At 60.0% G+C, this 12,218-nt stretch carries 9 protein-coding genes and 2 pseudogenes; 5 read left to right on the top strand and 6 right to left on the bottom strand.

The genetic code is table 11. The features are described from left to right. Window positions 1-379 precede the first annotated feature (379 nt). Window positions 380-541 carry a hypothetical protein gene (locus tag C1D09_RS33160; protein ID WP_167514625.1) on the top strand — a complete coding sequence of 54 codons (162 nt, stop codon included), beginning with the start codon at window positions 380-382 and terminating at the stop codon, window positions 539-541. A gap of 276 nt (window positions 542-817) precedes the next feature. Here the strand turns inward: C1D09_RS33160 and C1D09_RS15255 are convergent. The 3 genes and pseudogenes from C1D09_RS15255 to C1D09_RS15245 all read right to left on the bottom strand — a co-directional run. After that, window positions 818-1,171 (bottom strand): annotated as a pseudogene (locus C1D09_RS15255) (transposase family protein); the annotation flags it as partial. 66 nt (window positions 1,172-1,237) lie between these two features. Next, window positions 1,238-2,605: a sigma-54-dependent transcriptional regulator gene (locus C1D09_RS15250; protein WP_143975092.1), complete on the bottom strand. Its 1,368-nt coding sequence runs from the start codon at window positions 2,603-2,605 to the stop codon at window positions 1,238-1,240. After that, on the bottom strand, window positions 2,602-4,473 hold the full coding sequence (locus C1D09_RS15245) for a sensor histidine kinase (RefSeq protein ID WP_143975094.1): 1,872 nt from the start codon (window positions 4,471-4,473) through the stop codon (window positions 2,602-2,604). The genes C1D09_RS15250 and C1D09_RS15245 overlap by 4 nt, the downstream gene beginning before the upstream one ends. 256 nt (window positions 4,474-4,729) lie before the next feature. On the opposite strand from C1D09_RS15245, the gene C1D09_RS15240 reads away from it, so the two are divergent. The 3 genes from C1D09_RS15240 (at window position 4,730) to nifA (ending at window position 9,874) form a co-directional block, all read left to right on the top strand. Beyond that, entirely contained in the window at window positions 4,730-6,163 is a 1,434-nt protein-coding gene (locus tag C1D09_RS15240; RefSeq protein WP_143975093.1) for a dicarboxylate/amino acid:cation symporter, read from the top strand. 309 nt (window positions 6,164-6,472) lie between these two features. Further along, window positions 6,473-7,504, top strand: coding sequence for a LacI family DNA-binding transcriptional regulator (locus tag C1D09_RS15230; RefSeq protein ID WP_097576692.1), 1,032 nt, complete (start codon window positions 6,473-6,475; stop codon window positions 7,502-7,504). Window positions 7,505-8,158: 654 nt separating this feature from the next. Then, the gene (nifA, locus tag C1D09_RS15225; RefSeq protein ID WP_208760388.1) at window positions 8,159-9,874 is read left to right on the top strand and encodes a nif-specific transcriptional activator NifA; all 1,716 of its coding nucleotides are present in this window, start codon (window positions 8,159-8,161) and stop codon (window positions 9,872-9,874) included. Window positions 9,875-9,889: 15 nt separating this feature from the next. Here nifA and C1D09_RS15220 read toward each other — a convergent pair whose 3' ends face one another. The 3 genes from C1D09_RS15220 to panB all read right to left on the bottom strand — a co-directional run bounded on the left by C1D09_RS15220 (window position 9,890) and on the right by panB (window position 11,522). After that, window positions 9,890-10,261, bottom strand: coding sequence for a pantoate--beta-alanine ligase (locus C1D09_RS15220; protein ID WP_246135757.1), 372 nt, complete (start codon window positions 10,259-10,261; stop codon window positions 9,890-9,892). A 308-nt stretch (window positions 10,262-10,569) separates the two neighbouring features. Then, complete coding sequence (locus C1D09_RS34230) at window positions 10,570-10,680, bottom strand: pantoate--beta-alanine ligase (protein WP_340163197.1); 111 nt, start codon at window positions 10,678-10,680, stop codon at window positions 10,570-10,572. Then, window positions 10,677-11,522 carry a 3-methyl-2-oxobutanoate hydroxymethyltransferase gene (gene panB, locus C1D09_RS15215; protein ID WP_143975088.1) on the bottom strand — a complete coding sequence of 282 codons (846 nt, stop codon included), beginning with the start codon at window positions 11,520-11,522 and terminating at the stop codon, window positions 10,677-10,679. The genes C1D09_RS34230 and panB overlap by 4 nt, the downstream gene beginning before the upstream one ends. A 178-nt stretch (window positions 11,523-11,700) precedes the next feature. On the opposite strand from panB, the pseudogene C1D09_RS15210 reads away from it, so the two are divergent. Continuing rightward, a pseudogene (locus tag C1D09_RS15210) lies at window positions 11,701-12,218 on the top strand (hypothetical protein); the annotation flags it as partial.

The raw sequence follows: 12,218 nt of genomic DNA, 5'->3' as shown, positions 1-12,218 counted from the left end.
CCCGACGATGGCCCCGCCGATGATGACGATGTCGTAACGCACTTTTTTGTCGCCTTTCCGGTAACCGCCCGTGTCGATCACACAGCTGTCAGCATGATGTCGAAGCGCGTGCCGCGGCCGGGCGCGGGCCTAGCGAGTTGAAATGGGTTGCCGCATGCGCTTGATCCAGCGGCCCTCACGCAGCTGCCGGTCCTGCTTCACGCAGCAAGTCGTCGGCTTTGTCCGTCTTCTCCCAGGTGAGCTCAGGCTGTTCACGGCCGAAGTTTCCGTATGTCCCGTCTTGCGGTATATCGGGCGTAAGAGATCAAGCATCTTGATGATGCCTTTCGGTCGGAGATCGAAAACATGCGAATCCAAACATGAGGCCCTGATCCCGCCCTTGCTCGAGATCCTGCCATCGTCCTTCATCAACGCCCTGGCTTATGTCGGGCGACTGCCCAGTGAGAGCCTGAACGACAGCGCAACTTCGGCCATCAAAGCCGATGGCATCGTCGTCGTAGCCAATATCGAGTATCGTATGCTGTTTGGCGGCGGAACATAAAACGACACCAGATTTCTGCCGCCACTGATCTCGAAAGTTGTGATGAGCGTACCATTGACAGCGATTTGCGCTCGCAAAGATTCCATGAATTTCTTTGAAGGATCTGTTGCAACGCTAAACAAGAACACAACGAGATTGGCGAGGGGCTGGTAAAACGGCAAGCTGGAACTGGTTGGCCAAGAGGGACGCGATCGGAGCACCGTTCCCCAGGCGACGTGCTAACTTGCATCGTGCACCTCATCCGCCATTTGCTAAACGTTTAGTCCCGGCATTTGCGCCCTCGACATCTGGCAATCGGCCGATGCTTGCCTGCAGACAGCGGTGCAATGAAGCAATGAAGAGCGCGTCAGATGCGGGACGTCGGCTGCAACGCGTAGAGGCAATCGTCGAGCGGCAGCAGCCTGTTGCGGCGGAAGGCCACAACAACCGTCCTCTTCCTCGGCAGACAGAACTGTCGACTCCCTGGGGCCGGTGGACAGATCGGCGGTCGAATTCCGCTTCTCCACTTCGCGACCGTCTTGGGGTTGATGCCATAGCGCTTCGAAAGCGACCTCAGGCTCGCTTCACTATGTTGTATCGCTCGACGGATCGCCTCTGTCGTTGTGGCGCTCCATGCAGAACCTGGCCCATAGTGCATCCTTTGAGTCGGACGAGAATGGCGAGATTTTTTTTCCGCGACATGCGAGCAAGAAGGCTTCAACCAATGGCGGTTTTTCGATAATCGGCCGCGTCTATCCCATGTCGTTTCAGCTTGTCGTAGAAGGTCTTGCGGGGAACTCCCAGGACTTCGATCGTGCGCCTCACGTCGCCGCCGCATTCCTGCAAGGCATCGCGGATGACAGTCGCCTCATAAAGGCCGACCTTCTCGGACAAGGGGAGGCTTGATACCGCTTGTTCCTTTCGACCTGATGCAATGAGCGTGCCTAGCCCTTCAAGTCCCAATGCAACGCGATCGGCGAAATGCACGAGTTCACGGACATTGCCGGGCCAATTGTGGCTCGCGAGGCGATCGCGCACGCCAGCGCTTATGTCCGGAACTGGCCTGCTGAAGCGTTTGGAGGCGCGTTCCAGGAAATGCCCAAAGAGCATCGGGATGTCTTCGCGCCTTTCGCGAAGCGGCGGGATGCGGAGCGTCACCACATTCAGCCGGAAATAAAGGTCCTCCCGGAAATCTCCGCGAGCGGCCGGATCGCCGAGATCGGCCTTCGTAGCCGACACGACACGAAGGTCGATGCTGCGGGTTTCGTTCGTGCCGAGCGGTGTGATCTGCCGGGTCTCAAGCACCCTCAGGAGCTTCACCTGGAGTGCTGGCGGCATCGACTCGATTTCGTCGAGGAAGAGCGTCCCTCCGTTCGAATGCTCGATGCGACCGGTCCTGCGCCTCTGCGCGCCAGTAAAGGCGCCTGCCTCGTGCCCGAAAAGTTCGCTATCGATGACGCTTTCGGGCAGCGCTCCACAATTCAGGGCAACGAAGGGCTTCGTGCGTCGTCTGCTCCAGCGGTGAAGCAGATCCGCGACCACCTCCTTGCCCGTGCCCGTCTCGCCTTCCACAAGGACATCCACATCGGTATCGGCGATCTGGCTGAGAGTTTCGCGCAATCGAATCATGGTCGGTGCCTCCCCGATCAGCGGGATATCGCCCGCAGATCGGACAACCGCATCCCTAAGACGTCTGTTTTCCAGGACCAGGCGCCGTTTTTCCGAAGCGCGATGCAGCGTCACGAGAAGCCGGTCGTTCGCATATGGCTTCGAGATGAAATCGTAGGCGCCATCCTTGATGGCGGCAACGGCCAGCTCGACGTCGGCATGCCCGGTGATCAGGACAACCGGAATTTCCGGGTCGATCGCCTTCACTCGCTCGAAGAGCTGAAGTCCGTTCAGCCCGGGCATACGGATGTCACTCACGACAGGGCCATCGAAGTTCCCGTCGATTCTGGCGAGTGCGGCCTCGGCCGAACCGAACACGCTCGGTGAGAACGAGGCAAGCTTCAGCATCTGCGTGGCTGCGCGAAGCACATCCTCGTCATCGTCGATAAAAATGACCGGTCCTGATTCAGCACTCATGCCGCTCGCCTCAGCTCGACCGTGAAGGAAGTCCCTGTCCCGTGGCCGGTATCATCATGCCGCAACGAGCCGCCGAGCTCACGTGCGATCTCTTGCGAAATGACCAGGCCAAGACCGAGACCCTTTTCCTTGTTGGTAACGAACGGCATGAAGAGGCTCCTGCGAATGTCGGGGGCAAGGCCGGGGCCGTTGTCCCGAAGGGAAATAGCGACCATTTCCCCGTTTTCGGCGAGCGCTATCTCGACGCGGGGATCCGGTTGATCTTTCAGAGCGTCAAGCGCGTTCTGGAGAAGGTTGACGAGTATCTGCTCCAGTCGCATGCGGCTTGCCATGACAATTGGAGGCGGATCGATCCGCTTCCGTTCAATCGTCACCCCGGAATCGCGAATTCGGCCTGAAAGAAGCGACAGAGCGCCGTCGATCGCGTCGTCCGCCAGTATCGGTCCCATCGATCCGCTGGCGCGGCGGGAAAAGGACCTTAGCGTTTCAGTGATCGTGCCGATCCTGCCGGTCATGGCGACGATCGAGGTCAGATTCTCGGCGGTGTCTTGCGACCGGCCGATCCCTAGAAGACGTGCGGCATTTTCAGCATAGGTGCGGATTGCGGCGACCGGCTGGTTGATCTCGTGGGCGACCCCGGCCGTTATCTGTCCCAGGATTGACAAGCGGTTCGCCTGGGCGAGTTCATCGCGCAGGCGACGCACTCTTTCTTCAGCGTTCTCTCGCTCGGCGATCTCACCGGCGAGCGCCTCGTTCGAGCTCTGGAGCTCCGCCGTGCGCAGTTCGACGCGATGCTCCAGTTCCGCATTCAGCAACACAAGCACTTCTTGCCGCTGCCGGGCCGCCCGCCGCCGTCGAACAATGATGAAAATGACGAATCCAACGAGAACGAGGGCAAGCAGCGTCGTCACGCGGGCTGTCATGACCGCCGAGGATATCTCGGCGTCGGCGGGGATGAGCAACGACATGCGCCAGCCCGGAACTGCTTTGCCGAGATCCTGCGAAACCGCAACGAAACCGGCTGATCGACTCTCAGGAGTTGCGGTGACCAGGTTGTCGCCGCGGCGGGAAAGCGGCACCGGCTCGAAAGTCACGCCCGGTAGCTGCAGACGATCGCGAGCGGTTTGCTTCTCCTTTGCGGAAAGCGGTGAGAGAGCGCCAAAACGCCATTGGGGCACGCTCGTGGCAAGAACCACGCCTCGCTCATCGGTCGTGAAGACCACGAAGCCGCTCTCCAGCCAACGCGACTCGACGCGGTCGAGCTCCACCTTCACCACAACCACACCGAGCGGCCCCTCCGGCCCATCGACCCGGCTCGACAGATAGAGACCAGGGCGCGCGCTAACCGTGCCGAGCGCATATTGCATAGCCGCGCCATCCGCCATCGCCTCGGTGAAGTAGTGGCGAAAGCGGTAATCGCTGCCGACGAAACTGGTCGGCTCGCCGGCGTTGCTCGCAGCAACCGCTACGCCCTCAGGATTAATGATGTAGAGTATAGAAGAGCCGGCGTCGCGCGCGATGGCGCGAAGCTTCTCATCAAGCGCGGCTTCGTTGGCAGTGCTCGGACTGCGAAGCATCTCCTGAACGGCACCGTCGCGTGCCAGAACCAGCGGAATCATTCGCTGCTTCTCGATCTCTCCTTTCAAACTATCGGCTGCAAGCGGGAACGCGGCAAGAGCACGGTCGCGTAGGGCATACTCTGCTCTGGTGCCGGCGATGCGTCCCGTTGCAAAGACGACGAAACAGAGCGCCGCACCAAGAATTGCAAGCAAAACCACAAGCCAGAGAGATCGACCGCCGGATCTACCAGGGAAGACCAATGGGGCGCGCTGGAAGGCGCCATTACCTATGTCTTCTTCTTCTGCCATCGTATTCTTAAAACCGATCATTGACGAACCATAGTGCGGGGTTCCGCCAGAAGGGAAGGCGATCCGTGCGGAAAACCGCACAATCTTGCTGCGCGATTTGTTGAAGATACCTGAGGCTCCGGCGATTTCCGCGCTCTCTTGGCTTGGCACGGCTATTGCGGTGAACAACGCAGCAGCGTTCGACCGGGGCGCCGCGATGGGAGAAGCCGCGGGGAGGAACAGCCCGCCCCAAACCGGTCAGGGAGAGAAAACTTACATGTTGACCCCACTGGCTCCAAGCGTAAAGCGCGCACCCCGCAAGACCCTTTTTGCCAAGCCTTACGTGCAGGTGCTTGTCGCAATCCTCCTCGGAGTTGCGGTTGGCCATTTTTATCCGCAAATCGGAGAAAACCTGAAGCCGCTCGGCGATGCCTTCATCAAGCTCGTCAAGATGATCATCGCGCCCGTTATCTTTCTGACCGTGTCGACTGGAATTGCCGGCATGAGCGATCTTCAGAAGGTCGGCCGTGTTGCCGGCAAGGCGATGGTCTATTTCTTCACCTTCTCGACGCTCGCGCTTATCGTCGGCCTCATCGTCGGCAATGTCATTCAGCCTGGCGCCGGCCTCAACATCGATCTGACCTCGCTCGACGTGCAAGCCGTCAATGGCTATGCCTCAAAGGCCCATGAGCAGTCCGTGACCGGCTTCCTCATGAACATGATCCCGACCACGATTGTCGGCGCCTTTGTGGAAGGCGACATTCTACAGGTGTTGTTCTTCTCCGTCCTCTTCGGCATCGCGCTGGCGATGGTCGGAGAATCGGGCAAATCGGTTCTTTCCTTCCTTCAGGACCTCACTGCACCCGTTTTCAAATTGGTCGGCATCCTGATGAAAGCCGCGCCGATCGGTGCTTTCGGAGCAATGGCCTTCACGATTGGCAAATATGGCATCGGTTCGGTAGCCAACCTTGCGATGCTGGTCGGGACCTTCTATCTCACGGCCTTCCTCTTCGTATTCGGGGTTCTCGGTGCAGTCTGTCGCTACAACGGCTTCTCGATCTTTTCTCTTATCCGCTACATAAAGGAAGAGCTGCTGCTGGTCCTCGGAACGTCCTCCTCCGAGGCTGCGCTGCCCTCTCTCATGGAGAAAATGGAAAAGGCCGGCGCCAAGCGCTCGGTCGTGGGTCTGGTTATCCCGACCGGATATTCCTTCAATCTGGATGGCACCAATATCTACATGACCCTCGCGGCCCTTTTCATCGCGCAGGCGACGAATACGGATTTGTCAGTTGGCGATCAGGTACTGCTGCTGCTCGTCGCGATGCTTTCCTCGAAGGGTGCAGCAGGTGTCACAGGTGCCGGCTTCGTCACGTTGGCCGCTACGCTCTCCGTAGTGCCGGCAGTTCCCGTTGCTGGAATGGCGCTGATCCTTGGCGTCGATCGCTTCATGTCGGAATGCAGGGCACTGACGAATTTGGTCGGTAACGCGGTGGCATCGCTCGTCGTCGCCCGCTGGGAAGGCGAACTGGATCAGGCGCAATTGAAAGCTGCATTCTGCGGCCACCAGCCTGCCGAGACATCAACCGGCCAGCCACTGATAACGCCCGCGCCGAGCAACTCGGCAGCATCGCTGCCGGTTGAATCGCCTGCCTGGTCCCAAACGCCGGACGATCGGGCCGCGGGTTCCAAACAAACTCTCGCGGGCCGATGAAATCAAGAATCCCGAAATGCAGTGGGTGCAAAATCATCTGCGCCTTGCGAAGGTCTTGCACCGGTCACGACACACAAGCCATCGATGATGCGCTTAATGCCTCCGAAGTTTGCGACGGTTCGTGGAACCGCCCGCGGAGCTCGATCGGAGCCGTCGGCACGGCTGAACAATTCGCCCACGCTCTACGTTTCGGCTTCTACCTCGCACCATGCCACGACAAGAATTCGGTAGCGAACAGGATCATGACAGATTTTACTGAATCGACCTTTGCCAGATTTCTTCTTGATGTCGTTTAATCAGGCTCGAACAATGGCGAAGCGACCCATAATTGCTGATATCGCCCGGGAAGCCGGGGTTAGTGTTGCCACCGTTGACCGAGTTCTGAATGCCCGTCATCCGGTGCGGAAGGAGACTGCGCAGCGGGTCTTAGCGGCGGCACAGGCCATCGGATATCACGCCGCAAGTCTTATCAAGCAGCGCCTGCAGCCGGACCTGCCGCAATATCGGCTTGGCTTCATCTTGAGAAAACCGACTCACCACTTCTACCAGGGCTTCGCGCGTGAGGTCGAAGCGGCGGTCAACGCGGCGAAGTGCTTCCATGGCACTTCGCTCATCGAATTCGCGCCGTCGCACATGCCGTGCGACCTTGTTCCACTGCTCAAGGAATTCGGCGCGCGATGTCACGCGATCGCCATGGTGGCGCCGGACCATCCGGCTATCACGGCAGCCGTCCAAGAACTCAAGGCAAAAGGCATCCCCGTTTTCTCGCTGCTTTCCGATTTCGCCGAAGGTGTTCGTGAGGGTTATATCGGCCTCGACAACCGCAAGGTCGGGCGGACGACAGCGTGGATGCTTTCAAAGGTCGCAAGACGGCCGGGCAAGGTGGCGGTTTTTGTCGGCAGCCACCGTTTTCAGGGGCAGGAGCTGCGGGAGGTCGGCTTTCGCTCCTATTTCCGTGAGAATGCACCGACATTCGAGCTGCTCGATCCGCTCGTGAACCTTGAGGCACGGCAGATCACCTACGAGGCCACGCTGGATCTCATGCAACGGGAACCCGAACTCACCGGCTTCTATGTGGCCGGCGGAGGTATGGAGGGAGCGATCTCCGCGCTCCGTGAAGAAGGCGAAAGCCGGGGTCTCGTCGCGATCGTTAACGAGATCACGCCGGAGTCACGGGCTGCACTCGCAGATGGCATGATCACGATGTCGGTCGCCACGCCCCAGCGCCTGCTTTGCCAGGAACTGATGACGCTGATGGCCCAGGCCATCAAGGTCGGCACTTCGGAGACGCTTGGGCAGACTTTTCTTCCGTTCGAGATCTATCTGCCGGAAAACATCTGAAAAACTGATAAAATACTATCATGAGAGCCTAATTTCCTTTCATTCATGAAAGAAAAGCAGCGGGAGTTTGATTGACTCACCTGCCTCATTCCGGTCTCGTTTAACAACGAATGATTGCTGCGCGGCGGAAGCCAGTCAGCCGAGAACGACGACCCGCACTTCATGAAGAGAGAGGAAAGCCATGCGTCAAGCATCGCTCCGCTTTGCGATCGACCGCATGACGCCGTCCCATCTTGCCAGGGCCGCACTTGCTCGCGGCCCGGGCCTGACTGGCATCAACATTAGCTATCATCTCGATGGCAATTTCATTGCTCGCGAAAAGCCGGCTGCAGACGTCCGTCTTGCTGACGGATCAATCGTCACGACTATCTTCATCAACGCCTTTTCGTGTTTCAATGAATCCCCGCGTGCAAGGGCGAGGCGAGCAAACTCGTCGATTGTGCAGCGGCCTGCGGAGCGAAGACGCCGACGAATGCGATTCGCCAAGGACATCCACGCGCTGGACAATAGGCGCACTTGCCTCGGGCATCGATTTCATGGCGCAAGATGGATGATCACATGCACGATACTCGCAACTCCGAGCAAAGTGCCAGGCAGATCTCGTCACGCTGCATATCGCTTCCAAAAATGAAAAGCCCTAATTCAAAGTCCGAGATGAATAACGTGGTCCCTATTGTGCCGTTGCACGAGAGGGCGCCGGACATCTTTGAAACGCCGACAGCGCTGACCGCTCCCTCTGGGCTGGAAGCCACGTTGGCCAACGTCGTCGACCTCCTGCCATCGTTGGTGCAGGTGCGGCACGGCATCATCTCGCTCTGCGACGGTGCCGGCATACCGGACATGACCGTCGGCGCCGGCTGGAGCGAAGGCAGCGATGAGCGCTACCGCAAGCATCTGCCACGGGCGGCGATCGACCAGATCATAACGACGGGCATGGCGCTCGTCGCCGAGGACATAGCGTTGAATCCGGCTTTCAACGCCGCCGACAAGGACGTGCTCGGGGCGTCCGACAACATGAAAGTGTCGTTCATCGGCGTACCCATTCGCGTCGATGCGAACGTCGTGGGCACGCTGACCATCGACCGCATCCTGGACAACAAATCAGGCTCCCTCCTCGATTACGACCTGCGCCTCCTTACCACAATCGCTAATCTGGTTGGACAGACAGTGAAGCTGCATCGCCTGTTCGCGTCCGACCGCGAGCGACTGATGGCCGAGAAAATCCGGATGCAAAAGCAATTCGGCGAACTCAAGCAGCCTGGGCATGAGGGCAAAAGGGCTCATGTCAAGGGGATCATTGGCGACAGCCCGGCGCTGCGCGGGCTGCTCGAGAAGGTCGCGTTAGTAGCCAGGTCCAACAGCACCGTTTTGCTGCGCGGGGAATCCGGGACCGGCAAGGAGCTGGTCGCCAAGGCCGTTCACGAGCTGTCGGGGCGCGCCAAGCGGCCGTTCATCAAGCTCAATTGCGCAGCGCTCCCTGAGACAGTCCTGGAATCCGAACTGTTCGGTCACGAAAAGGGTGCCTTCACCAGTGCATTCAACTCGCGCAAGGGGCGCTTTGAGCTCGCCGACAAGGGAACGTTGTTTCTGGACGAGATCGGTGAGATTTCGGCCTCGTTCCAGGCAAAGCTGCTGCGCGTGCTGCAGGAGCAGGAGTTCGAGCGCGTCGGCAGCAACCAGACGATTAAGGTCGACGTTCGCGTGATTGCCGCCACGAACAGGAACCTGGAAGACGCGGTTGCAAGGAACGAGTTTCGCGCCGACCTTTATTACCGCATCAGCGTTGTTCCCTTGCTGGTGCCGCCATTGCGCGAAAGGCGCGGTGATATTCCGCTTCTTGCCGCTGAGTTTCTCAAGAATTTCAACAGCGAGAACGGCCGTACGATGGTCTTCGATGCGAGTGCGACTGAAGTGCTGATGAACTGTGCTTTTCCCGGAAATGTCCGCGAGCTTGAAAATTGCGTGCAGAGGACAGCGACCCTGGCAGCGGGAGCGTCAATCGGCAGAAACGACTTTGACTGCTGCCACGGCCGATGCCTTTCCGCGATGCTATGGAAGCACGCATCGAAGGAGACTGCGCTGAAATCGGAGCCGATCGCACCATCGCCACTGAACCCGGCCATGCATTCGTCTGGTGATTTTGCTTCGGCCGCCTTTGCGGCCCCGCCCGTTGACAGCGAGCAGGCACTGCCAGCGCCTGTTCGGGTAGCCCTCGTAAGCGACGCGCAGATGACCGATCGCGAGCGTCTCATCGCGGCCATGGAAAGATCCGGCTGGGTTCAGGCAAAGGCAGCGCGCCTGCTTAGACTGACGCCGCGCCAGATTGGCTACGCGCTGAGGAAATACGGTATCGAGATCAAGAATCTCTGAACCGGATGTCGACCTTCAGTATGTCGGGCCGCGACATAGCGAGCGAGGCGAATAGTTGGGACAAATCAAGCGTGCGTTGGTTCGGCTCGGACCTCCGTCGGTGAGGCGGTGCAGCCCTCCTCTCGGCGCCGGCCCGTAATTCGAGATATTCAACGTCTCTGTAGCCGGCGGCAAGGATCGCGTCGCCTCGGCGAATACAGCTTCGCATGGCGGTGCCAACCTCTCGGCCGCTCCAAGAGAATTTCGCTTTGGCGCCGCCATGCGCTGTGCTGTGCGGCCGACAGCCTGACAGTTGCGCGACGACACCACCAAGCCATCGGCTTCGCGCCTTGTCGGAAAGGCGATGATCCCGATCGGTATGTCGAGGTCGCGGGCAAGCCGGGGCACTTGCAACTGCTGAAAATCCTTCTCGCCGAAGAAGGCGGACGGCGCCGGTCTGGAGAAAGAGCTTCGTCACCAATCTCCCCCACGCCGTCGAAATGGCTTGGGCTGCGCCGCACAGGCCGCCCGCTCACCCCTCTCACCGAGATCGCGGTGGCAACCACTCCAGATACATCTCTCTTGCATCCGGCGCGTAAAGCATCTGGCGCCGAGCGGCGCCAGCTGGCGGCGTCCTCATGCTCCGTGCGTAGGTGGGCGGCAAGATCACCCGGTCGGCGCGCTGATGTGCGGCGCGCACCAAGCTGAGATGGCCTTCATGCAAGGGCGCCCATGGTTGACACGACCGCGACCTTCATGCCCTGCCTGCGCCATGCCGCCACGGATTTGCGCGACTCGGTGGCGGTCCGGACGATCGGTGTGCTCATGTCGCTTCTCCTCCTTTGATGGCTTTCGGTTCATCGCCGAAGACATGTTCGGCCGCCGGAAACCGGCGCTCCTTCACGTCGCGCGCGTAGGCCTCGATCGCTGCGGAAGCGGCCTCTGCCAGTTCGACATAGCGCTTGACGAATTTCGGGCGGAAGTCGCCGAACAGGCCCAGCATGTCGTCGACGACCAGGATCTGCCCGTCGCAGGCCGCCGAGGCGCCGATGCCGATCGTCGGGATTGGGATTTCCTCGGTGATGCGGCGGGCGAGCGGTTCGGGCACTTTTTCCAGTACGACGGAAAAGGCGCCAGCCTCGCTGACCGCAAGAGCATCGCGCCAAATGCGCTCGGCATCCTCGCCCCTGCCCTGCACGCGATATCCGCCAAACACGTTGACCGCCTGCGGCGTCAGGCCGACATGCGCCATGACCGGGATTCCGCGCGCTGTGAGGAAGCGGATCGTCTCGGCGATCGTCGCGCCGCCCTCGAGCTTGACCGCAGCGCATCCGGTCTCCGCCATAAGGCGCGCGGAATTGCGGAAGGCCTGCTCTAGGCTTTCCTCGTACGAGCCGAACGGCATGTCGACAACCAGCAGCGCCCGCTCCATTCCCCGCCGAACCGCCTTGGCGTGCATGATCATCATATCGAGCGTCACACTGAGCGTGGAGGGAAGGCCGTGGAGAACCATGCCGACGCTGTCGCCGACAAGAACGATGTCGCAGTGGCCGTCAACCAACCTTGCGACCGGCGTGGTGTAGGCCGTCAGGCAGACCAGCGGCGTGCTGCCCTTTCGCGCACGGATGTTCGGCGGCGTGATCGCCTTGACGACACCAGCGGCGCTCAATCCACGTCTCTCCTCACCCAGCGTCACCCACGGCCAGTGTCGCGTTTGGCATATTTTTGTCGAGGTGCGAAGAGGTAAAATCGTCAGAGCGCGTGGTGTTGACGCGACGGGTGGAATGATAAAGAACAGAACTAAATCGGTTTAGACAGGCGGAGCTCTGCCAAGTAGGTCAGGAACTATGGATCAGGCAAAGGGACCAAGGAAAGGCAGAGTCACAGGCAAGACCAACGACGTCAATGCGGACCTCATCGCAGTCGTCGTTGCCGTGAACGACGCTGGACCTTGTGTTCTGACCATCGAACAGGGGGCCGCTCTTCCCTCGGGCCCGTTTGAGCTCGCTCATCGTTCGCTCCAGTCGGGGCTTAGGGCATGGGTGGAACTGCAGACCGGTCAGCCTCTCGGTTATATCGAGCAGCTCTACACCTTTGCCGATCGCGATCGGGTCGGCGCCAACCAGCGTGTGATCTCGATCAGCTATCTCGCACTCACCCGCGAAGAAGATGCGGGCGCCTCGGGCAGGCGCAGTTGGGCCAGCTGGTACGACTATTTCCCGTGGGAGGATCATCGGTCCGGCAGGCCCCCGATAGTGCTGGAAGAATTGCGGCCGCGCCTTATCGAATGGGCGGACGGCGCGGACGACGGCGCGACGCGCTTCGATCGCCGACGGCGAGCGGCGGTTGCCTTTGCCTTGGACGG

The organism is Mesorhizobium intechi, from assembly GCF_002879535.1.
Classification (GTDB): Bacteria; Pseudomonadota; Alphaproteobacteria; order Rhizobiales; family Rhizobiaceae; genus Mesorhizobium; species Mesorhizobium intechi.
Note: the sequence above shows the minus strand (reverse complement) of the source record. Positions and strands in the feature narration are given on the sequence as shown.